This is a genomic window from Pseudomonas sp. 43(2021), assembly GCF_017490805.1.
GTDB lineage: Bacteria > Pseudomonadota > Gammaproteobacteria > Pseudomonadales > Pseudomonadaceae > Aquipseudomonas.
This window is the reverse complement of sequence record NZ_JAFGYJ010000023.1, coordinates 1-22,842: the sequence shown is the minus strand read 5'-3', so window position 1 is coordinate 22,842 and position 22,842 is coordinate 1. Positions and strand designations below refer to the sequence as shown.

Annotated in this window: 18 protein-coding genes and 1 rRNA gene; 9 read left to right on the top strand and 10 right to left on the bottom strand. The window is 64.3% G+C overall.

From position 1 onward, the window contains the following. Window positions 1-185: 185 nt before the first annotated feature. A complete protein-coding gene (locus J5M71_RS19335; protein ID WP_063913996.1) occupies window positions 186-1,874 on the bottom strand; it encodes a GGDEF and EAL domain-containing protein in 1,689 nt (562 codons plus the stop codon). Window positions 1,875-1,887: 13 nt separating this feature from the next. Further along, window positions 1,888-3,453, bottom strand: a complete 1,566-nt coding sequence (locus tag J5M71_RS19330; protein ID WP_207835174.1) for a PAS domain-containing methyl-accepting chemotaxis protein — start codon at window positions 3,451-3,453, stop codon at window positions 1,888-1,890. Between the two features lie 492 nt (window positions 3,454-3,945). Between J5M71_RS19330 and J5M71_RS19325 the strand changes: the two genes are divergently transcribed. The 4 genes from J5M71_RS19325 to J5M71_RS19310 all read left to right on the top strand — a co-directional run bounded on the left by J5M71_RS19325 (window position 3,946) and on the right by J5M71_RS19310 (window position 7,847). Beyond that, the gene (locus tag J5M71_RS19325; protein WP_003260726.1) at window positions 3,946-5,256 is read left to right on the top strand and encodes a C4-dicarboxylate transporter DctA; all 1,311 of its coding nucleotides are present in this window, start codon (window positions 3,946-3,948) and stop codon (window positions 5,254-5,256) included. A 44-nt stretch (window positions 5,257-5,300) separates the two neighbouring features. Then, a complete protein-coding gene (locus J5M71_RS19320; RefSeq protein ID WP_207835172.1) occupies window positions 5,301-6,005 on the top strand; it encodes an FCD domain-containing protein in 705 nt (234 codons plus the stop codon). Between the two features lie 16 nt (window positions 6,006-6,021). Then, window positions 6,022-6,690, top strand: coding sequence for a GntR family transcriptional regulator (locus J5M71_RS19315; RefSeq protein WP_207835170.1), 669 nt, complete (start codon window positions 6,022-6,024; stop codon window positions 6,688-6,690). Between the two features lie 95 nt (window positions 6,691-6,785). Beyond that, complete coding sequence (locus tag J5M71_RS19310) at window positions 6,786-7,847, top strand: hypothetical protein (protein ID WP_207835168.1); 1,062 nt, start codon at window positions 6,786-6,788, stop codon at window positions 7,845-7,847. 121 nt (window positions 7,848-7,968) lie between these two features. Here J5M71_RS19310 and J5M71_RS19305 read toward each other — a convergent pair whose 3' ends face one another. Continuing rightward, complete coding sequence (locus J5M71_RS19305; protein ID WP_063913990.1) at window positions 7,969-8,397, bottom strand: PACE efflux transporter; 429 nt, start codon at window positions 8,395-8,397, stop codon at window positions 7,969-7,971. A 102-nt stretch (window positions 8,398-8,499) separates the two neighbouring features. Between J5M71_RS19305 and J5M71_RS19300 the strand changes: the two genes are divergently transcribed. Together J5M71_RS19300 and mcpA are read left to right on the top strand one after the other, a co-directional pair. Continuing rightward, window positions 8,500-9,378, top strand: a complete 879-nt coding sequence (locus J5M71_RS19300; RefSeq protein ID WP_207835166.1) for a LysR family transcriptional regulator — start codon at window positions 8,500-8,502, stop codon at window positions 9,376-9,378. Between the two features lie 142 nt (window positions 9,379-9,520). After that, a complete protein-coding gene (gene mcpA / locus J5M71_RS19295) occupies window positions 9,521-11,407 on the top strand; it encodes a methyl-accepting chemotaxis protein McpA (protein ID WP_207835165.1) in 1,887 nt (628 codons plus the stop codon). Window positions 11,408-11,519: 112 nt separating this feature from the next. Here mcpA and J5M71_RS19290 read toward each other — a convergent pair whose 3' ends face one another. The 3 genes from J5M71_RS19290 to J5M71_RS19280 all read right to left on the bottom strand — a co-directional run bounded on the left by J5M71_RS19290 (window position 11,520) and on the right by J5M71_RS19280 (window position 14,178). Continuing rightward, window positions 11,520-12,584: a hypothetical protein gene (locus J5M71_RS19290; protein WP_207835162.1), complete on the bottom strand. Its 1,065-nt coding sequence runs from the start codon at window positions 12,582-12,584 to the stop codon at window positions 11,520-11,522. A gap of 67 nt (window positions 12,585-12,651) precedes the next feature. Then, complete coding sequence (locus J5M71_RS19285; RefSeq protein WP_207835160.1) at window positions 12,652-13,029, bottom strand: RidA family protein; 378 nt, start codon at window positions 13,027-13,029, stop codon at window positions 12,652-12,654. Window positions 13,030-13,041: 12 nt separating this feature from the next. Next, a complete protein-coding gene (locus tag J5M71_RS19280) occupies window positions 13,042-14,178 on the bottom strand; it encodes an FAD-dependent oxidoreductase (protein WP_207835157.1) in 1,137 nt (378 codons plus the stop codon). 115 nt (window positions 14,179-14,293) lie between these two features. Between J5M71_RS19280 and J5M71_RS19275 the strand changes: the two genes are divergently transcribed. Both J5M71_RS19275 and J5M71_RS19270 read left to right on the top strand, forming a co-directional pair. Continuing rightward, on the top strand, window positions 14,294-14,887 hold the full coding sequence (locus J5M71_RS19275; RefSeq protein WP_207835155.1) for an XRE family transcriptional regulator: 594 nt from the start codon (window positions 14,294-14,296) through the stop codon (window positions 14,885-14,887). A 261-nt stretch (window positions 14,888-15,148) separates the two neighbouring features. Continuing rightward, window positions 15,149-15,934, top strand: coding sequence for a sulfite exporter TauE/SafE family protein (locus J5M71_RS19270; protein WP_207835153.1), 786 nt, complete (start codon window positions 15,149-15,151; stop codon window positions 15,932-15,934). Between the two features lie 3 nt (window positions 15,935-15,937). Here J5M71_RS19270 and J5M71_RS19265 read toward each other — a convergent pair whose 3' ends face one another. Both J5M71_RS19265 and J5M71_RS19260 read right to left on the bottom strand, forming a co-directional pair. After that, window positions 15,938-16,477, bottom strand: a complete 540-nt coding sequence (locus tag J5M71_RS19265; RefSeq protein WP_207835151.1) for a histidine phosphatase family protein — start codon at window positions 16,475-16,477, stop codon at window positions 15,938-15,940. Window positions 16,478-16,666: 189 nt separating this feature from the next. After that, window positions 16,667-18,901 carry a TonB-dependent siderophore receptor gene (locus J5M71_RS19260; RefSeq protein WP_207835144.1) on the bottom strand — a complete coding sequence of 745 codons (2,235 nt, stop codon included), beginning with the start codon at window positions 18,899-18,901 and terminating at the stop codon, window positions 16,667-16,669. A 333-nt stretch (window positions 18,902-19,234) separates the two neighbouring features. Here J5M71_RS19260 and J5M71_RS19255 point away from each other — a divergent pair, with 333 nt between their 5' ends. Further along, entirely contained in the window at window positions 19,235-20,464 is a 1,230-nt protein-coding gene (locus J5M71_RS19255; RefSeq protein WP_207835135.1) for an MFS transporter, read from the top strand. Here the strand turns inward: J5M71_RS19255 and J5M71_RS19250 are convergent. Continuing rightward, entirely contained in the window at window positions 20,461-22,269 is a 1,809-nt protein-coding gene (locus J5M71_RS19250) for an ABC transporter ATP-binding protein/permease (RefSeq protein ID WP_207835133.1), read from the bottom strand. The two genes, J5M71_RS19255 and J5M71_RS19250, sit on opposite strands and share 4 nt — an antisense overlap. 274 nt (window positions 22,270-22,543) lie before the next feature. Next, window positions 22,544-22,659, bottom strand: a 5S ribosomal RNA gene (gene rrf, locus J5M71_RS19245). Between the last annotated feature and the right edge of the window lie 183 nt (window positions 22,660-22,842).

Genomic DNA, 22,842 nt, shown 5'->3' with positions numbered 1-22,842 from the left:
GGCAAGCCCCCGTCTCAACGTCCGGGATATCCCTTTGGGGGCAGCTTTGGCCGCACACAACCCAACACCGGCTGCGCCGGTGTTCGCGGCTAAAGCCGCTCCCACAGGGTCCCTGCCAATTCAATGAGCAATTCTGTAAAAGCCGGTATGGGCAAAGCTCCCCTCTCCAACCCGTTGACGTGTTATCAAGGATCGCGCCACTGCGCCGGCTGCCGATAGGCCTGCGCCCAGGCTTGCACCGCACTGGCCGGCATCGGCCGGGCGATGCAGTAACCCTGCGCCAGCTCGCAGCCCAGGCCCATCAGTACCCGGCCGTGCTCGACGCTCTCCAGCCCTTCGGCAATCACCTCACGGCCAAACGCCCGCGCCAGGCCGATCACCGCCCTGGTCAGCGCCAGGTCGTCCTGGTCATGCAGGATGTCGCGCACGAACGACTGGTCGATCTTGATCGTCTGGGTCGGCAAGCGCTTCAGGTAACTCAGCGACGAATAGCCGGTGCCGAAGTCGTCCAGGGAGAAACGCACACCCTGCGCGCGGCAGGCATCGAGGCAGCGGCTGACATGCTGCAGGTTGTCGATGGCCACCGACTCGACGATTTCCAGGTCCAGCCGCGCCGGGTCCACCTCCGGGTGCGCCGCCAGCAACTGCTGCAGGCGTTCGGCAAAGTCACTGCGCTGCAAATGCCGCGCGGCGATATTCACGCTCAGTGACCAGGGCCGCCCCTGGCGCTGCCACACCTGGAGCTGGTTCAGCGCCTGGACGAGCACCCACTCGCCGATTTCCACGATCAGGTCGGTCTGCTCCACCCAAGGCAGGAAATCGCCAGGCGGTACCAGGCCACGGCCTGGCCGCTGCCAGCGCAACAAGCCCTCGAAACCCAGCACCTGGCCGCTGCGCAAGTTGACCTTGGGCTGGTAATACAGGCACAGCTCGCCGTTGTGCAGGGCCCGGCGCACCCGCGCCACGGTCTGATGGGTAGCCTTGAGCTCCTGTTCCTGGGACACGTCGAACAGGTGATAGCGGTTGCGCCCACGCTGCTTGGCAACGTACATGGCCTGGTCGGCATGGCGCACCAAGGTGTCGGCGTCCTCGTCGTCCTGCGGGTACAGGGTCACGCCAATACTGGCGCTAAGCGACAGGCGGTGCTCGCGCACCACATAGGGCGCCGCCAGTGCCTGCAGCACCCTACGCAGCGCCGCATGCAGCTGGCGGTCTTCGTCGACGTCGCGCAGGATCAGCACGAACTCGTCTCCCGAGAGCCGGGCCACCGCGTCGCCACCGCGCAGTATGTGCTTCAGCCGCTGCGCCACCTCGACCAGCAGCAGGTCGCCAATGGCATGCCCGTAGCCGTCGTTGACCGCCTTGAAGCCATCCAGGTCGAGCATGCACACCGCCAGCGGAATGTCTTCACGGCGCGAGTAGGCCAGGGCCTGGTTCAGCAGGTCGGACAGGTAAGCGCGGTTGGGCAGGCCGGTGAGCACGTCGTGGCCCACCCGCCATTGCAAGGCATGCAGCAGCTGGCGCTTCTCGGTGACGTCGAAACGGATCGACACGTACTTGCGCACCAGGCCGGTTAGCGGGTCGACCAGCGGCACCATGGTGCTGTCGACCCAGTACAGCGAGCCATCCTTGGCGCGGTTGCAGATCTCGCCCTTCCATACCCGGCCGGCGGCCAACGCCCGCCACATGCCGACGAAGAACTCCGGCTCGTGCAGGCCGGAGTTGAGAATGCGGTGGTTGGCGCCCAGCAGCTCCTCGTGGCTGTAGCCCGAGATGCTGCAGAACTGCTGGTTGACGTAGGTGATGGTCCCACGCAGGTCGGTTTCGGAAAAAATCGCGGCCGCGTCCACGGCCGCACGATAGATGTCATCCATAAAGCATCCTGCCTTAGCGGTTGAAGCGCTCCACGAGGGCGCGCAATCCGGCGCACACCTCTTCCAGTTCGGCGCCGCGCGAAGCGGCAGCGTTGGCGCTGTGGGCGCTGTGCTGGGCAATGCCGGCCACGCCATTGATCTGCCGTGAAACGTCTGCGGCCACTGCCGACTGCTGCTGCGAGGCCGTGGCCATCTGCTGGCTCATGTCGCTGATGCGCTGCACCGCGTCACGAATGCCATGCAGCGCCTGCCGGGCTTCCTGCACCTGGGCAACGCCCTGCTCGGCACCGTCGATGCCCTGGCTGGCGATCGCCACGGCTTCCTCGGCGCCACTGCGCAGGGCATCGATGATGGCCTGGATGTGCAAGGTAGACTGCCGGGTCTTGTCGGCCAGTGCCCGCACTTCGTCGGCGACCACGGCAAAGCCGCGGCCCTGCTCGCCCGCACGGGCCGCCTCGATGGCTGCGTTGAGGGCCAGCAGGTTGGTCTGCTCGGCAATGCCGCGGATCATCCCGGTGGCCTCGGCGATTGCACCGGTCTGACCAGCCAGGTGGCTGACCGCCTGGTTGATCTGGGCCACGGTACCGGCCAGGGTGCGAATCGCCGCGCCACTGGCATCGGCCACCTGGCTGCCCTGCTCGGCCAGCAGATGCGCGGTGTGGGCCTCGGCGGCGGTCAGCTGCACATGCCTGGCCACTTCACCGATGGACACTGCCATCTGGTTCATGGCGGTGGCGCTCAGGTCGGTTTCCGCACGCTGCTCCAGCAAGGCCGACTCGGTACTGCGGGACAACTGCCCGGCATCATGGGCAGCCACGGCCATTTGCGCCGCGAGGTCGCTCAACCGGGTCAGCGCGGTTTTCAGCCGTGCCTCCTCACTGATCAGCATCAGTTCCAGTTGCCCGGCGGCACCGGGCAGGTCGCTGTAGGTCAAGGCCGCGATCGGGTCGGCGAAAGTACCGGCGGCCCCCTGCACAACCTGCTGCATCTGCCGCCCGACGGCATCGCGCGCCCACAGGCCATAGGCCACCAACAGCCCTACGGTCAGCCCCTGCCCCACCAGGCCTGGCCACAGCTGGTTGGCGCCCAGCGCCAGCAGCCCGCTCGCCAGCGGCAGGGCCAGGGCCTGCGCCAGCAACGTCAGCCGACGTGGCCACGACAACACCGCCTGGCCATTGCGCAAGCGCGCATACAGGGCCTCGGCACGGGCCACCTGCTCACGCGTGGGGCAGACCCGCACCGACTCATAGCCAACCACCCGCCCGGCTTCGAGGATGGGTGTGACATAGGCATTGACCCAGTAGTAGTCACCATTGCGGCAGCGGTTCTTGACGATGCCCATCCAGCTCTTGCCGGCCTTCAGGTAGCGCCACATCAACGCGTACACCGCCGGCGGCATGTCCGGGTGGCGCACCAGGTTGTGCGGGCTGCCGATCAGTTCGGCCTCGCTGTACCCGCTGATGGCGGCGAATTCGGGGTTGCAGTAAGTGATCAGGCTGGCGGTGTCGGTAGCGGAAATCAGCCGTTGATCAGGTGGGAAACGTTGCTCGACCGGGGTGACCGGAAGGTTGAGACGCACAATGAGACTCCATTCATTTAAACGCCAGGAGCCTGCTCGCGGGCGATTACCAGGATGAATACCCCGTAATCGGCCCTTTAGTGACTTCCCGGTCGGGCGCGGATTCTACGAGGTCAGCCACATAATGCAAATAAACCTTACGAATCATAGCGTTATCAAAAATTTTGAAGTCGGCGTGGCGCTTGGCAAGCTGATTGCAGCTGTGCACAGGCACTGGCCAAAGCCTGATCTGATTCATGTGCGCAGTCCCTGTGGGATCGGCGGTTCGCCTGCGAACTGCCGATCCAACCCCATGCACCGAACCAGAGCCCGGCAGGCCGGATTGCCCCATAACTGGTCAGACCGGTAAGGCCAAAAATCCTTGCAATGTAGGATTTTTCGCGCTTTCATGGCTTCGCGCTGAACAAACCGGTAAGACCACAATAATTAAGTCCTGCGCTCTTTCGCCCCGTGCGGCTACCGAAGCAAGGACACCGATCAGAGATCCCTCCCATGCTCAAATGGTGCTCGCGTTCGATCTTCCTGCAAGTCGTGCTCGGCCTTGCCCTCGGCATCGCCTGCGGTCTCAGCTTCCCCGACCTCTCCCTGCAACTCAAACCCCTTGGCGACGGCTTCATCAAGCTGATCAAGATGCTCATCGGCCTGATCGTGTTCTGCGTGGTGGTCAGCGGCATCTCGGGTGCCGGCGACCTGAAAAAGGTCGGGCGCATCGGCCTGAAGTCGGTGATCTACTTCGAAGTGCTGACCACCCTGGCACTGGTGATCGGCCTGGTGTTCGCCTTCACCAGCGGCATCGGCAGCGGCGCCAACATCCACCTGGACCAACTGTCCAGCGCCGACGCCAGCAGCCTGGCCGAGCGCGGCCAGCACATCCATGGCGCGACGGCGTTCTTCATGGACCTGATCCCCACCTCGGTGATCGGCGCCTTCGCCGACAACAACATTCTCCAGGTGCTGCTGTTCTCGGTACTGTTCGGCAGCGCGCTGAACCTGGTGGGCGATTCCGCAGCCGGCATCTCGCGGCTGATCAACGAGCTGAGCCACGTGATCTTCCGCATCATGGGCATGATCGTGCGCCTGGCCCCCATCGGCGTGTTCGGCGCCATCGCCTTCACCACCAGCAAGTACGGCCTGGAATCGCTGCAACACCTGGGCGGGCTGGTGGCGCTGTTCTACCTGACTTGCGCCGGCTTCGTACTGATCGTGCTGGGCACGGTCATGCGCCTGTCGGGCCTGAAGCTGCTGCCGCTGATCAAGTACCTGCGTGAAGAGCTGACCATCGTGCTGGGCACCGCCTCGTCCGACGCCGTACTGCCACAGATCATGCGCAAGCTGGAGCACCTGGGCATCGGCAGTTCCACCGTCGGCCTGGTGATCCCCACCGGCTATTCGTTCAACCTCGATGGCTTCTCCATCTACCTGACCCTGGCCATCGTGTTCATTGCCAACGCCACCGGCACGCCACTGGCAATGACCGACCTGTTGACCATCCTGCTGGTGTCGCTGGTGACTTCCAAGGGGGCTCACGGCATCCCAGGCTCGGCGCTGGTGATCCTCGCCGCTACCCTGACCGCCGTGCCGGCGATCCCGGTGGTCGGCCTGGTACTGGTATTGGCGGTGGACTGGTTCATGGGCATCGGCCGGGCGCTGACCAACCTGATCGGCAACTGCGTGGCCACCGTGGCCATCGCCCGCTGGGAGAAGGACATCGACCTGGAGCGTGCGCACAACGTGCTCGACGGCAAACCCGGCTTCGCCCCCACGCCACGCAAGCAGCCCAACCCCCATCAACAGGAATTCTGAGCGAACGTGGCCGGCACCGACGCCGGCCCTTCCAGGAGCGAACCGTGATCAGCTCATCGACCGTCGTCAACTCAGTGGTGGAAAAACTGCGCCAGGCCCTCGCCCGCGGCCAATGGCGTACCGGCGACATGCTGCCAGGCCAGCGCGAGCTGGCCGAACAACTGGGCATCAGCCGCCCCAGCCTGCGCGAAGCGGTGACCGTGCTGGAAACCCTGGGCCTGGTGCGCTCGCTGCCAGGCAAGGGCGTGCTGGTGCTGGATGCCGACGCTGCAGGCCAGGAACCGAGCCTGGACACCAGCACCGCAGCCAGCCTGGCCGACGTGCTGGAGCTGCGCTACACCCTTGAACCCTTCATCGTCGGCCTGGTGGCGCAGTCGGCCAACAGCCAGGACATCGGCCAGCTGCGCCTGACCCTGATGGACATGCGTGAAGCGCTGGAGGCCGATGACAGCGAAGCCGGAGTCCGCGCCTATATCGCTTTCCATGAAGCGCTGTTCGCCCTGACCACCAACCCGATCTTCCAGAGCGTGGTGCAACAGACCGGCAATGCCCTCAAGCAGAGCGCCGACATGCTGCGCAATTCGCCAGAGCACCTGGCCGCACGGCTGAAGGAGAACGAAGCGGTGGTGCGTGCCATACGTGAACGCAGCAGCGCCCAGGCCAGCGCCCAGATGCGCCAGCACATCCTGGCCGAAGGGCTGCGCATGGGCATCCCGTTGAACATCCCGGACGAACACCCGCATCCATGACCCAAGGAGAGCGACCATGAACGCCGCCCCCCACTTGCCGACCCTGCTCGCGGCTGGCGAAACCCGCCTGTCGGCCGAGCAGATCTACCCGCGGCTGTTCGATGCCATCCTCGAACAGCGCCTGCCACCTGGCAGCCTGTTGCCCGAACAGGCGCTGGGCCATGCCTTTGGTGTCAGCCGTACAGTGATCCGCCGCGTGCTCGGGCGCCTGTCCGACCAGCAGGTGGTGGTGCAGCGCCCCAGCCACACTGCGCATTTGGCCGCGCCCGACCCGGAGCAGGCACGCCAGGTGCTCAGCGCCCGGCGCCTGGCCGAAACCACGCTGATCACCCTGGCCGCGCAACGCGCCCGGCCAGTGCAGATTCGCCAGCTGCGGCAACTGGTGGAGCGCGAGCGCCAGCACCATGAAAACGGCGAGCGTTGCGCGGCGATCCGCCTGGGCGGCGAGTTTCACCTGAAACTGGCGCAAGTGGCCGCCAATGCGCCACTGGCGCGGTTTCTCAATGGCCTGGTGCCGATGACCTCGCTGATCATCGCCCGCTACGAGTCGCCGTGCTGCGACCACTGCGCGTGGGAGGAACATGCGGCGATCATCGATGCCGTGGAGCACGGTGATGCCGAGGCGGCGCTAGGGCTGATGCACAAGCACCTCGACCGCCTGGAAGAAAAGCTCGACCTGGATTGACCCGGGCCGCTGCCGGCGATGGGCTGCACGGCAGCCCCCTCAACCCCACCCTATACTCCGAGAACCACCCCAGCCTCTATCAGGGAGGCGGTTGCGTGAGCACTCGAGTCCTCCTGCTGCTGTGCCTGCTGCTGGCCCTGGCCGGCTGCGCAGGCAAGCCTCCACCTGCCCCGCCGCCACCCGTGGTGCTCACCCCCGCCACCTGGCAACGCATCGACCAGGAACTGATCGACGCCTCGGTCGGCGCCGCCAGCTCGGCCAACGACTATGCCCGGCGCTCCATGCGGGTGTGGAAGGAACAGGTACAGCGGCGCACCGAAAGCGACTTCATCCCCTGGTTCACCGGCTACTGGACCCAGCAGTGGCTGACCCTCAAGGTGGCCTGGTACAAGATCGACAGCGGCGAAGGCCGGGAGCCGGCAGAAAAACGTCTGGCGCTGTACCTGCAGGAGCAGTACCACAAGCGGGTGATCGAACCGGTGGCCGAGCAGATCAACCCCGAAGGCATCCGCGACCGTGCCTGCGAGCTGTACCTGCAACTGCTCGGCCAGCAGCTGCCGGCCATCATCAGCCGCTACAACGCGCCCCCCGAGCAGTTCAGCCAGCGCCTCAACCGCATTCCCGCCATCGCCCTGGGGCCGCCAGATGCGCGTAATGCCAGCCTGTATCAACTGCTGCGGGCCAAGTCGCTGGCCCAGCAACCGGCCTGGCAAGCCATGCGCCAACACCTCCATCAGCAGGCCAGCAAGGGCCCCGGGAAGACCGATGTCGGGCTGAACTCGGTAGCCAACCAGGCCAGCGAAAAACTCGGCGCCACCCTGGCCCCGCGCGGCATCGCCAGCGCCGTGGCGTCAGCGGTGGGCAAGGTGGCGGGGGCGATGATTTCGATTGCGGCAGCCGGCTACGGAATCATGACCCATGACCGCGAACACCCGCAGATGGTCGAGCAGCTGCGGGTGATCCTCAACGTGGCGCTGAGCCAGGAATGGCAGGAACTGATGGAGAACCGCCAGAGCGGGGCCATGGCAGGGGTGTATTACCTGTCGGGGCAGGTCGAGGACAGTTTGCTGGCCAGTACGCCGCGGCCGGCTGAACAACCGGTTGAGCAGCAGGTGAATCAACAGCAGGAGCCTTTGATCATTCGCCTGCCACCTTAGCCATTGTCTGTACTGGCCTCTTCGCGGGCTCGCCCGCTCCCACAGGGGTATCACAGGTCTTGAGAACTGTGGAAATCCTGTGGGAGCGGGCGTGCCCGCGAACAGGGCGGCACAGGCTGAATCAGGCTGTCGCCATTGCCGAACTGGGCAACCCGAACACCCGGTCGAACGCCCAGTTGTAGGCAAAGGTGTAGCACGGCACCAGCACGATGAACGCCATGTCCACCAGCAACGCCTCCAGCAAAGTCATGTCCAGCCACCAGGCAATCAGCGGAATCAGGTACACCACCAGGGTCAGCTGGAAGCCGATGGCATGCGCCACCCGCCGCGCCACGCTGCGCCCGCGCTTTGCCTGACGGCTCTCCCACCACTCGAACAGGGTGTTGTAGATCAGGTTCCAGAGCATGGCGATGGTGGTGATCATCACCGCCAAAGGCCCGGTATGGGACGCTTGGCTGTCCGAGAGGTAGGCCAGTCCGAGGGTCGACATGCACAACCCGATCAGTTCATAAAAAGTCACGTAGACCAGTTTGCGTTTGAGTCCCTGCACCCGGGAGTACCTCCAATGACAAAAGCGATGGGGCGCGATCATGCTTCATCATGCTTGACAGCAAAAGTCAGCAGCTGTCATATTTTCTGACAGGAGGCTGCCATGAACTTTTCCAGCGACAACATCCAGCTGTTTCTCGCCGTGCTCGACCGCGGATCGTTTTCCGCCGCCGCGCGCGCCCTGCAGCGGGTACCTTCGGCCGTGAGCATGGCCATCGGCAACCTTGAGGCCGAACTGGGCTACACCTTGTTCGAACGCGGCCCGCGCGAAGTCCGCCCTACCGCACAGGCCATTGCGCTGGAACCCCATGCCCGGCTGATCGCCGAGCAACTGGGGCTGCTGCAGGTGCATGCCCTAGAGCTGTCCCAGGGGCTGGAAAGCAGCCTGACCCTGGCCGTGGTGCCGGACATCGACCACCGCCCGCTGCTGGCGGCCATCGCTCGCCTGGGTGAGCGCCATCCGCTACTGGACATCGCCCTGCTCAGTGCCCCGCAGGAAGAAGCCTTGCACCTGCTGGACAGCGGCCGCGCCGACCTCTGCATCGCCTTTGCCGGGCTGCAGGTCGATGCCCGTCGTGGCTTCCAGCACATCGGCATGGAGTCGCTGATAGCCACCCTGTCCCCCGCCCACCCGGCCTTGCGCGAAGGGCGTATCCACTACCTCGAGGACCTGACCCGGGTGCGCCAGATACTGGTACGCAGCCGGGACTTGCCGCTGGCCGACCCACGCCCGCTGATAGGCGCCACGCACTGGTCCACCGACAGCTTCGACCTCGCCCTGCAGATGGTGGAAGCCGGCCTGGGCTGGGGTGACTTGCCGCTGTCGCGGGTCGCGCCACTGCTGGCCAGCGGGCGCCTGGTGCGCCTGGATTTTCGCAACACCCGCAACGAACTGCAGTTGCCGGTACACATCTTGTGGCGCAAGCAACAACCGTTGCAGCACGCTGCACGTCTGTTGATAGAGCAGTTGTGTAACCCGTGAATACCGTCTGTCGAAACGACCGTAAGAATTTTCTGTAAGAGCATCAATCTTTTACCCCTTGAGCCGATATCCCGGTCGATAGGTTCCGCAATGCGTCATGAGCGCGCTGCGCCCTCCCCTCACTGGCCCAAGGTCTCGAAACATGAACCTGAAATTTCGCCACAAGATCCTGCTCAGCGCCTGCGGCGTCGTGGTCCTGGCATTTGCCCTGTTCACGCTCTACAACGACTACCTGCAACGCAATACCATCCGCCAGAACATCGAAGCTTCGGTGCAGCAGTCGGGCGCACTGACCGCCAGCAGTGTGCAGAACTGGATGAGCGGGCGCATCCTGGTCCTGGAAAACCTGGCCCAGGACATCGCCCAGCAAGGCGCTGGCGACACCCTGGACGGGCTGATCGAGCAGCCGTCCTATACGCGCAATTTCCTGTTCACCTACCTGGGCCAGGCCAACGGTGCGTTCACTCAGCGCCCCAATGCGCAGATGCCCGCCGGTTACGACCCACGTCAGCGCCCGTGGTACGGCGCCGCTGCCAGCGCCGGGCAGTCCGTGCTGACTGCCCCGTACCAAGGCGCTGTCGGCGGCCTGATGGTAACCATCGCCACGCCTGTGAAAAGCAAGGGCAATGGCGAACTGATGGGTGTGGTCGGCGGTGACGTCACCCTCGACACCCTGGTCGAGATCATCAACTCGGTCGATTTCGGCGGCATCGGCCACGCCTTCCTGGCCGACAGCAATGGCCAGGTGATCGTCAGCCCCGACAAAGACCAGGTGATGAAGAACCTCAAGGACATCTACCCCGGCAGCAACCTGCGGGTCGCCGCCGGCATGCAGGATGTCACCCTCAATGGCCAGGACCGCATCATCTCCTTCGCCCCGGTGGCCGGCCTGCCTTCGGCACAGTGGTACATCGGCCTGTCGATCGACAAGGACAAGGCCTACGCCGCCCTCAGCCAGTTCCGCACCTCGGCGATCATCGCCATGCTGATTGCCGTGGCCGCCATCGCCGGCCTGCTCGGCCTGCTGATCCCGGTGCTGATGAACCCGCTGACCACCATGGGCCGCGCCATGCGCGACATCGCCGAGGGCGAAGGTGACCTTACCCGCCGCCTGACCGTACAGAACAAGGACGAATTCGGCGAACTGGCCACATCGTTCAACCGCTTTGTCGAGCGCATTCATGCGTCGATCAGCGAAGTGTCCTCGGCCACCCGCCTGGTGCACGACCTGTCGGAGAAGGTGGTCAATGCCTCCAATGCATCGATCATCGGCTCCGAAGAGCAAAGCATGCGCACCAACAGCGTGGCCGCAGCGATCAACGAACTGGGTGCCGCCACCCAGGAAATCGCCCGCAACGCCGCCGATGCCTCGCAGCATGCCAGCGGTGCCAGCGAACAGGCCCACGGTGGCCGTGAAGTGGTCGAAGAAGCGATCAGCGCCATGACCGCCCTGTCGCAGCGCATCAGCGAGTCCTGCGCACAAATCGAAACGCTCAACGCCAGCACGGACGAAATCGGCAAGATCCTCGACGTGATCAAGGGCATCTCGCAGCAGACCAACCTGCTGGCGCTGAACGCCGCCATTGAAGCGGCCCGTGCCGGTGAAGCCGGCCGCGGCTTTGCCGTGGTGGCCGACGAGGTCCGCAACCTGGCGCACCGCACCCAGGAATCGGCGGAAGAAATCCACCGCATGATCACCAGCCTGCAGGTAGGCTCGCGCGAAGCGGTGCACACCATGAACACCAGCCAGGTTTCCAGCGAGCAGACCGTGCAGGTAGCCAACCAGGCTGGCGAACGCCTGGCCAGCGTAACCCAGCGCATTGGCGAGATCGATGGCATGAACCAGTCGGTGGCTACGGCTACCGAAGAGCAGACCGCCGTGGTCGAGAGCCTCAACCTGGACATCACCCAGATCAACGCCCTGAACCAGCAAGGGGTGGAGAACCTCAACGAGACCCTGCGCCATTGCGACCAACTGGCCCAGCAGGCCGGGCGCCTGAAGCAATTGGTAGGCAGTTTCAGGATCTGATGGACCAAGGGGGCGCTCTGCGCCCCAATCGCGACGCAAGGCCGCCCCCACAGGTGCCATGCGGTCCTTGTGGGAGCGGCCTTGTGTCGCGATTGGGCTGCGCAGCAGCCCCCTACGCCACCGCCGCTTTGACCACTTTGCTCCGCCGCACCCAGGCCAGCAGCACCGCAGCCATCAGCACAAAGCCCAGGTAGCCGAACAACGGGTACACCTCGCCCACCAGGCTGATGAACCCCACCAGGCTGCAGCCCAACGCCACCACCCCAGTCACCACCGACCCCCAGCGGAACGTCGCCGTGCCCACCGGCAACAGCCGCGAAAGGAACGAAAACAACGTACCCACCGCGGTGTTGACGATCATGCCGAAGATGATCAGGCACATCACCAGCCCCAGCAGCGGTGACACTTCGTTGGCAATCGACAGCATTGGCATCGGCAGGTCAGCCACGCTGTCCAGGCGCGACAACAGCCCGGCACTCATCACCAGCATCAGGCCGCCCAGTGCTGCACCACCGAGCAGTCCACCCCAAACCGCGGTTTTCTCGCCCTTGGCCGAGCCGCCCAGAATGGCCAGGATCGGCGCGCCGGCAACGATGTTGTAGGACACGTACAAGAACGCCCCCAGCAGCCAGTGACGGGTGCCGGCCTGTTGCTGGCTGGCCAGCAGGTCAAGCTGGGCGAAACTCTGCTCACGGGTGAATACTGCGTACAGCGCAATCGCCGACGCCACCAGGATCAGCAACGGCGTGATGGCGCCAATGGCGAGGATCACCTTGCGCACGTCCAGGCACACGATGCCCACCACCACAAGCGTCACCAGCACGCTGCCGGTCAGTGCCGGGATGCCGAACTGCTGCTCCAGCAAGGCGCCACCGCCGGCCAGCATGACCACGGTGACGGCGAACATGAAAAAGGTGATCAGCCAGTCGACGAACAGGCCCAGGTGACGGCCGCAGATGGCCTGGATCACATCCTTGTGCGAGGTGGCCTGCTGGCGATTGCCCAGTCCCGCCAGGGCCATGCCGAGGAAGGTGAACAAGGCCGCGCTGACCAGCGTACCGGCCAGCCCCCACACACCGAAATCGACAAAGAACAACAACAGTTCCCGCCCCGAAGCGAACCCTGCCCCCACGATCACGCCGACAAATGCGCCGGCGATCTTCAGCTGCTCTTGCATGTGCACCTCTGGATTTATTGTTGTTGTCTTACTGCCACCGCATCGCTTTTTGGGGCTATTTGTTCGGTCACGAATCGCCGACAAACGCCTGCACTTCGATCTCCACATCCACCCCCAGCGCCAATGCCGAGGCTACGGTCGAGCGCACCGGCAGCGCTGCGCCGAAGAATTCCTTGTACACCTCGTTGAAGCCGGCGAAGTGGCTCATGTCCGACAGCCATACCGTGGCCTTGACCACCTGGTCGAAACGCGCGCCACAGGCCGCCAGGCTTTCGGCGATGCGCTCGCAGGCGGCGCGGGTCTGGGTCTGGATGTCCCCGCGCACCACTTCGCCGCCGGCACTCATCGGCACCTGGCCGGAGAGGAACAGGAAACCGCCGGCTTTCACCGCACGGGAAAACGGGAACGGAAGGCTGCTGGGGAAACGCTGGATATCATTGCTCATGGAAAGCTCCTTTCAGGGTTGTTGGAAACGGGCCGGGGACAGGCGCTCGGGCACCACCCCCTGGCTGACAAGACCGGGACACAGGGGTTGCCGCAGCAGCAGGTCGGCGGCCAGGCGCGAGGCGCCCGCAGCCGACTGGATGCCATAGCCACCTTGTGCCGCCAGCCAGAAGAATGCGGGTGCATGCGCATCGAAACCGATCACCAGGTCGCCGTCGGCGACGAACGAGCGCAGCCCGGCCCAGGTGTGGCTCGGCCGGCGGATCGCCAGGGTGGTCATGGTTTCGATGTTGTAGATGCCCAACGCCACGTCGAACTCCTCGGGCGCGGCGTCCTGGGGTTCGACCGGGTCGGCATTGGCCGGCGAACCCAGCAACTGGCCGGCGTCTGGCTTGAAGTAGAAGCTTTCGTCAACGCCGATCACCGCCGGCCAGCGGGCGAAGTCCTGATCTGCCGGGCCGGGGAAGGTAAAGGCACTGCGTCGGCAGGGTTGCAGGCCGATACGCGCCACACCGCACTGCTCGGCCACGCGGTCGGCCCAGGCGCCTGCGGCATTGACCAGCTGGCGCGCCTGCACGCGACTGCCATCGCCCAGCTCCACCTGCCACAGGTTATCCAGGTACCGGGCCTGGATCAGCTCGGCGTTGCAGCGCAGCTCACCGCCAGCGGCGCGATAGCCGCGCAGGAAGCCCTGGTGCAGGGCATGTACGTCCAGGTCCATGGCGCCCGCTTCGAGCACCGCGCCGGCCAGGGTCTCGCCACGCAGGCTCGGCACCAGGGCCAGGGCGGCGTCGCGGTCAAGCAGGCTGACCTCGGTGCCATTGGCCAGGTTCTGCGCATAGGTCTGCTCAAGCAGCGCGCGCTGTTCCAGGCTGGCGACGTACAGGCAGCCGCGCGGTTCCAGCAGCGGGTGCTCGCAGAAGCCCTGCGGTGGAGCTTCGTAGAAGGCCCGGCTGGCGCGGGTCAGCGCCTGGATCTGCGGGGTGCCGTAGGCCTCCATGAACATGGCTGCCGAACGCCCGGTGGAATGGTAGCCAGGCTGTGCCTCGCGCTCGAGCAGCAGCACCTTCTGCTGGCCGGCCAGGCGATAGCCCAGCGATGCACCGGCAATGCCGGCGCCGATGATCAGTGTGTCGTAGATCGGGGTCATGCTCATTCCTGCCCGGCAAATTATCATTTGTGAGAATTCTAATATATGAGAATTTACGAATACGCAAGGGTCCAAGGTAAGATGCCCGACCAACGCTGCATGCCGAGATCCCCGAATGCCCGCTGCCCTACCCCTGCTGGACCGTGCCGTAGTCGGCCAGCGCCTGCGCCAGGTGCGCAAGGCGCGCCAGATGACCCTCAAGCAATTGTCCGAAGCCAGTGGCGTCCCGCTGTCTACCTTGTCGAAAATGGAGCTGGCGCAGGTCTCGGTCAGCTACGAAAAACTCGCCGCCGCCGCCCGGGCGCTGAATGTCGACATTGCCCAGCTGTTGCGCGCCAGCGGCACGGTCACGGCGCCGGTACCGGTGACCGTGGTGGTCGAGTCGCTGCCGGGCGCGGCGGGCTACTCGACCGGCACCTATGAATATCACCCGATCGCCGGCGACTTCCCCGAACGGCGCATGACACCCGCCTATGCCCGCATCATTGCCCGTGAACGCGGCCAGTTCGACGATTTTATCCGCCACCCTGGGCAAGAGTTCGCGTTGGTGCTGAGCGGGCGCGTTCGTATCGAGTTCGAAACCGGCGAAGCGGTGAGCATCGGGCCGCAGGAGACGGCATATTTCGACAGCCAGGTGGGGCATATCTACCTGTCGGAAAGTGACGATGGCGCAGATGCACATGTGATGGTGGTGATGACTGATCGCTGACAGGCCCTCATGAAGCAACTGCCTTGCTAAAAATCCGAAAACCGGCGCGATCCCCTGCGGGAGCGGGTTTACCCGCGAACACGGGCGAAGCCCGTGCCATCCACCGCGGCGCCTGCTTCGCGGGTAAACCCGCTCCCACAGGGAACCTATTCAGCCCCTGACTCGGTTATAACCTAATAACGAACAAGTCTATTTGGCTATAAAAAAATCTATATGCTGGCTGCATCCGATAACGGGCAAAGTTGGGCAGTCGAGTAGCGTATGGATGTAGGTTCTTTCGGTTTCACCATTGCAGGCCTGATCGTAGGTTTCATCGTCGGCATGACCGGCGTCGGTGGCGGCTCGTTGATGACCCCGATCCTGTTGTGGTTCGGCATCAGCCCGGCAACGGCCGTCGGCACCGACCTGCTCTATGCCGCCATCACCAAGGCCAGTGGCGTCTGGGTGCATGCGCGCAACAAGAACGTCGACTGGAAGATCACCGGCCTGCTCAGCCTGGGCAGCGTGCCCGCGGCGGCACTGACCCTGTGGTTCCTCAGCACCCTGAACACCGACACCTCGGCACTCAACGCCGTCATCAAGCAAGGCCTGGCGGTGGTGCTTATCCTGACCGCGCTGGCCATCCTGTTCAAATCGCGTCTTCAGGCCTTCGCCAGCCGCCACGCCGGTGACCACTACCACCTCAGCGACCGCAGCCTGAACACCCTCACCGTGCTCACCGGCGTGGTGCTGGGGGTGATGGTCACCCTCACCTCGATTGGCGCTGGCGCACTGGGTACCGTGGCGTTGTTCCTGCTGTACCCCTTCCTGGTCACCCGCCGCCTGGTCGGTACCGAAATCGCCCATGCCGTGCCACTGACCCTGGTAGCGGGCCTGGGCCATGCGGGCATGGGCAACATGGACTGGTCGCTGCTGGGCTACCTGCTGCTGGGCTCACTGCCAGGCATCTACCTGGGCAGCCACCTTACCGGGCGGATTTCCGACCGCGTACTGCGCCCGTGCCTGGCGGCGATGCTGCTGCTGATCGGCTACAAGCTGGCGTTCTGACCTTCAGCCCAGGCGCAGGCGCCACTGCCCGGTCAGGCTCAGCTGCAGACGCGACAGCGGCAACACGTCGATCCGCTGGCTGGCACTCATCGGGCAGCCAAGCACCTGCACCAGCACGGCGCGCATGACCATCGGGTGGGTAACCGCCAGCCATTCACCCGGCCTGTCGAAGGCCGCCAACCAGGCGGCCATGCGCTGGCAAAGCACGGCGAACGACTCGCCGCCGTGCACCTCACTGGCCGGGTCCTGCAGCCATTCGGTCAATGCCTGCGGTTGCTCGGCCTGCAATTGCTTGAGCGTCAGCCCTTGCCAACGCCCCAGGTCGCAATCGGCCAGGGCCGGCTCGACCTGAGCCTGCCCCGAAAACCACGCCGCCGTCTCACAGGCTCGCCGCTCTGGCGCAGTCAGCACCTGCACACCGGAAAGGTCGGCGAAAGGCTGTTGGAGCAACGGCAGGATGCCGTCGTCCGCACGGTGCAGGCGCCCGGTCTTCTGGGCCTGGGTCAGGGCGTGGCAGATCAGGGTCAGGCGGGCGGCTTTCACCGGGTTTATCTCGCAGCGGGCTGGGGCGCATGGTTTAGCATGCTGTGGCAATTTTTGCCGCAACATTATGGCACCGGCTGCGCCGCTGTTCGCAGGCAAGCCCGCTCCCACAGGGATAGCGCATGGCTTGAGGCCGATGCGCTCGAGGTGGAGCTTGCCGGTGAATGGGCCGCACAGCGGCCCGTGGTGTCAGAAGTTGATGTTCAGCGCAGCGAACACCGCCCGGCCCGGCTGGTTATAGGTATTTGCGCCCGAAGTACTGGCGTTGCCGCCACGCAAGATCTGCTTGTCGAACACGTTGTTCACCCCCACCCGCACGTCGTAGTTGGCGTTGAACTTGTACCCGGCGCTCACATCCACCAGCCCGTAGGCTTCCACATCCTGTTGCGCCGCCTTGTCGTAGGCTTGCTGGGTGCGGTCGTTGTAGGTCGGCGACTTCTGCTTGCCGAAGTAAGTACCCGCCACCTGGAACGACAGCTTGTCGGTAGCGCGCCAGTCGAGGGTGGTGTTGACAGTGTATTCCGGGATCACCGACAGCGGCTCGCCGGTCTCGCGGTTGTCGTTGTCGAGCATCCAGGTCAGGTTGGTGTTCCAGTCCAGGGCCGGTGTCAGCTCGATGAACAGGTTGCCTTCGATGCCTTCCACCCGCGCCTTGCCGGCGTTGTCCCACTGGGTCACGCGGCTGCCAGTGCCGATGGTGTACAGCACATCGGTATCACCGATGATCTTGTTCTTGTAGTCGTTGCGAAAGTACGTGGCACTGGTGCGCCAGGTACCACGGTCGTAGAGCAGGCCGATTTCCTTGTTGACGCTGATCTCGGGCTTGAGGTCGGCGTTGCCCTGCAGGTAGCAGCCACCGTTGTTGGCCTGCTGCACACTGCAACCGTTGCCACGGCTGTACAGCAAGTAGTTGGGGTTGGACTGGTACAGGTTCGGGGTTTTGTAGGCGCGCGCGATGCCGCCTTTGACCGACAGCGCTTCGGTCAGCTTATGCGACAGGTTAAGGCTGGGGCTGAAGTTGTCGCCGAAGGTTTCGTGGTGATCAAAGCGCAGGCCCGGGGTAATGGTGGTGTCACCGACTATGATGTTGTCCTCGACGAACAGCGCATAGCTGCGGGCGGTCGTCTTCGAGCTGCTGCGGTCGAAACCGACCAGCCCGTCATTACCCGTGGGGTCCGAGCTTTGCGGGCGCAGCGAGCCCTGGTCATTGAGCGCCTCGTACAGGTATTCGCCACCCAGGGTCAGCACATGCTCGGTGCTGCCCATGGCGAATGGCAGGTTCACCTCACTGCTCAGGCGTGTGTTGCGCAAGCGCGACATCGCGGCGCCTTCGGCGTTGGGGGCACCTTCGGTGCGGCCTGCCAGGCCCTCGTTGAGGCGCCAGTTACGCACGTACTCGTAGGCCAGCACGGTCTTGCTGGTACCCCAGGTGAAATCGCCCAGATGGGTCAGGTCGTAGGTACTGCGCTGCATCACATTGGTTTCATGGCCATACAGGCTGGACACGAACTCGACGTCGCCACCGCCGTTACTGTTCATGGTGTCGCCAGCAAAGATATTGCCCTGGCGGCTGTAGCCGACGCTGGCCTCGAGGCGGTGCTCGTCGTTCAGCTTCCAGCTCAGCAGGCCATTGATGTCCTTGTTGCGCACCCCTTCGCGGCCCGCCACCAGCGCGCTGGTGGCATGCCCGGCGTTGATGTCCAGGTCGTCGGCATCGGTCTTGGCCAGGCCGCCGTACAGGCGGAAACCGAGGTTATCGGTCAGGCCGCCACCCAGGTTGAAGTTGGCCCGGCGGCTGGCGCCCTCGGCGCTGTCTTCCGGCAACTGGGTGTACAGGCTGACGCTACCCTTGAGTGCGTCGGTGGGGCGCTTGGTGATAATGTTGACCACCCCGCCCATGGCGCCGGAGCCGTAGCGTGCGGCCGCCGGGCCACGCAGGATCTCGATGCGCTCGACCGCTTCGGCCGGTACCCAGTTGGTTTCACCGCGGGTATCGCGGTCGCCGTTCCAGCCATAGCGCACGGCATTGCGTGCGCTGGATGGCTTGCCGTCGATGAGGATCAGGGTGTTTTCCGGACCCATGCCGCGCAGGTCGATCTGCCGGTTGTTGCCCCGCGCGCCGCTGGCGCTGTTGCCGGTCAGGTTGACCCCGGGTTCGCGGCGAATGATGTCGGACAGGTCATTGGCCGGCGGGTGGCGCTTGATGTCTTCGGCGGTGATGATCGACGTGCCCAGGGCCTGGCGTGCCTCCCGCTCGGCGGTGACCAAGGTGTCCTCGATCACCAGCGCGTTGTCGGCAACCGGCATCTCCAGCACCTCACCCGTGCGCTTTTCTTCTGCCTGAGCCGCGCTGGCCACCATGACCGGTGACGCCAGCGCGACGAACGCCAGGGCCAGGCTGTTGGGTGAAGTCTTGCACTGCATGGGTACATCTCCTGCGATTCATGAGCGAAACGGCACATCCCTGTCGGAAACCGGGGGCCCTCGCCCACCGGCCTCGCAAACACAGTTTGGTGGCCAACAGGGATGGTAAATATAGAGATTCCTAAATGAGTTTGAATCTTATTTACGAAGTTTACATGTTTGTAACGGAACTTTGCCGACAAGATTGCGTTGCTGGCACATAGCCCCTTGAATCAGCGGGGCCCCTGTGGGAGCGGGCCGCTTGCGAATTCAGTTCTCCACGCGACAGCGCAGCCCAAAGGGCTGGGCAATCTCCTACAGTTTCGAAGGTAGCCCTCTGCCGAGTCGCCCCTGATGCGCAGCCACGAAGAATGCCGCCCCACGAACACCACCAGGCCCCTGGTGAAGATCCCTCGCAGCGTCTGGGCGTTGGGCTTCGTGTCGATGTTCATGGACATTTCCTCGGAAATGATTCACGCCCTGCTACCGCTGTACATGGTCACCGTGCTCGGTACCTCGGTAGTGGCGGTGGGCTTTATCGAAGGCATCGCCGAGGCGACTGCCTCGATCACCAAGGTTTTCTCCGGCGCTCTCAGCGACCGTCTGGGCAAGCGCAAGCTGCTTACGGTTCTGGGCTATGGCCTGGGGGCGCTGAGCAAACCCGTGTTCCCCATGGCCTCCGGGCTGGAATGGCTGACCGCGGCACGCTTCGTCGACCGGGTCGGCAAGGGTATTCGTGGGGCGCCGCGCGACGCACTGGTGGCGGATGTCACGCCCGCTGAACTGCGTGGTGCAGCCTTCGGCCTGCGCCAGGCGCTGGACACCGTGGGCGCCTTCCTTGGGCCGTTGCTGGCGATCCTGTTGATGTGGCTGACCGCAAGCCATTTCCAGACGGTGTTCTGGGTGGCAGTGATCCCGGCGTTCGTGGCGGTGTACATCCTCATCGCCTTCGTGCGCGAACCTGAAACGCCGGCCACCGCCCGGCCGGTACGCTCACCGTTGGCAGTGCACGAACTGGCTCGCCTGGGCCCGGCCTACTGGCGGTTGATCGGCCTGGCCACGCTGTTCACCCTCGCCCGCTTCAGCGAGGCGTTTCTGCTGTTACGCGCCCAGGACATGGGCCTGGCGCCGCTGTGGGCGCCGGCAGTGCTGGTGCTCATGGCCTTGGCCTACTCGCTGTCAGCCTACCCCGCCGGGGCGCTGTCGGACCGCGTAGGCCGCCGTGGCGTGCTGATGTCCGGGCTGGGGCTGCTGGTCACCGCCGACCTGCTGCTGGCCCTGCTGCCGGGCTGGGCCGGGCTGGCCATGGGGGTGGCCGCCTGGGGCCTGCACCTGGGCTTCAGCCAAGGCATCTTTGCCGCCATGATCGCCGACAGCGCCCCCGTCGACCTGCGCGGTACGGCCTTCGGCCTGTTCAACCTGCTGACCGGGGTGGCGCTGCTGGTGGCCAGCGTGGTGGCCGGGCTGCTGTGGGACGGGGCCGGTTTTCAGGCGACATTCCTGCTTGGCGCAGCATGTGCCGGCGGCACCTTGGTCGGGGTCGCATTGCTCAGATCAGGCCCGACCACCGGCAAGCCGAACTAGACCAGCGCTGGCTGCTGTTCCAGTAACGACCAGCCGCCATGCCCATCCACCTCCAGCCGGTGGGTATGGAACCCTGCCAGCGTGCTGCGGTGCCCGACACTGACCAGCAGCGCACCCGGCATTTCCGTGCGCAACAGCGAATACAGAGCATGCTCCAGCCCTTCGTCCATGGCCGAGGTGGACTCGTCAAGAAACACCACCTGAGGCCGGTTGAACAGCACCCGGGCAAACGCCAGGCGCTGCTGTTCACCGACCGAGAGAATGTGTGACCAGTCACAACTGACGTCCAGCCGCTCGGCCAGGTGGGCCAGGTTGACCTGACGCAAGGCCTGCTGCATCCGCGTTTCGTCCTCAGGCTTGCTCGCCGCCGGGTAGGCGATGACGGTGCGCAGATCGCCCAGCGGCAGGTACGGCCGCTGCGACAGGAACAGCGCCTGGTGGCCCAGCGGCCGCCTGACCTCACCCTCGGCATACGGCCAGAGGCCCGCCAGCGCGCGCAGCAGCGTGGTTTTGCCGCTGCCCGACGGGCCCTTGATCAACAGCGCCTGGCCGGCGTGCAGGTCAAGGTCCAGGTCGGCGATAAGCGCATGCCCGTCCGGGCGCAGCACCTGCAGGCGGCTGATCGCCAAGGCATGCGCCTGGTCCTCGGTGATGACACGTGGCAAAGCGCTCGCCTGCTCGTTGGCATCGAGGAACCCGGTCAGACGGTCGAGGGTGGCCCGGTACTGGGCAAACGCATCATACGACTCGCGGAAGAACGACAACGAATCCTGCACCTGGCCAAAGGCCTGGGAAGTCTGCATGACATCGCCCAGCTTGATCGCCCCACTGAAGAAGCGCGGCGCCTGGAGAATGAACGGGAACACCACCGCAACCTGGCTCACGCCCAGGTTGAAACCACTGAATTTCAGGTTTCGGTACACCAGCGCCCAGGCATTTACGATCAAGGCACCAAAGCGACCCAGCAAGGTGCTCCGCTCGACCTGCGTGCCTTGGTAGAAGGCAATGTTCTCGGAGTTCTCGCGCAGGCGCATCAGCGCGTAACGGAAGTTGGCGGTGAGCTTTTCGTTGAGGAAGTTCAGGCGGATCAGCGGTCGCCCGAGGCGGAAGGCGATCCAGGTGGCGACGATGACATACAGGTACACGGCAAACACCATCGCCCGGGGTATCTCCACACCGGCGACAGCCAGCGGTGCCGACAGCCCCCAGAGGATACCGGTGAACGCCACCAGCGACACCAGCGCGCTGACTGCACCCAGGGCGAGGGTCACCGAGTTGCTGACAAAGGCGTTGACGTCCAGTTCGATACGTTGGTCGGGGTTGTCCACCGGCTCGGCGAGGAACTGGCCACGGTAGTAGGCATCGCCGTGCATCCAGTCGTGGGTCAGGCGCTCGGTCAGCCAGACCCGCCACTGGATGCTGAAGGCCTGGCTTACATAGAAGGTGAACAGCGAACGCAACACGTGGATGGTGGCCAATACCGCGAAGACGCCGAGCAGGTACCAGAATGCGGCTTGATCAAGGCCCTGCAAGGCGCTGTAGAAGCCGTTGTACCAGAACGAGAACAGCACGTTCAGGCGCACCGAGAATAGCGTCAGTACCAGCAGCAGGGCGAACACCAGTAACGGCCGCCAACTACGCCTGAAACTGAAATAGGGCCCGGCAAGCTGCCAGAACTGGCTACCCCAGCGCGTACAACGTACGGCCAGTGTGGCGGCTGCAGTGAAGCAGACAAGGGTGATGAACGAGGCGATTGCCAGCCAGCTCAGGCTCTCTTGCAGGGCCTGGTGCCAGTTCATTTCCATGATGAGTATCCGTGCTGAGTATTTCCGCGAGCGTAGCATTGACCTGTGATTCGTCAGGCATAAATGACGCACATTTCATGAATGCCTCCGGGAGCTACGCGGGCCCTGTGGGAGCGGCTTTAGCCGCAAAGCAGGCGACGCGGAGGATGGCACCGGCTTTGCCGGTGTTCGCGGGTGAACCCGCTCCCACAGGGGGCGCGTATGCCCGGGAGTTTTTGCGCCACAAAGACAAAACCCCTACCTGCATGGGCAGATAGGGGTTTTGCGAAATGAATCTTGACGATGACCTACTCTCACATGGGGAAACCCCACACTACCATCGGCGATGCATCGTTTCACTGCTGAGTTCGGGATGGGATCAGGTGGTTCCAATGCTCTATGGTCGTCAAGAAATTCTGTTGCCAGAATGTCCAGATGGACAGCCCAGCGAATCCGGATATGTGATCTTGTGAAGTTGCGAACTTTCGGTTCTTTCGTCTTCACCACCGCAATCTGCGCTAGCAAATTGCTTGGGTGTTATATGGTCAAGCCTCACGGGCAATTAGTATTGGTTAGCTCAACGCCTCACAGCGC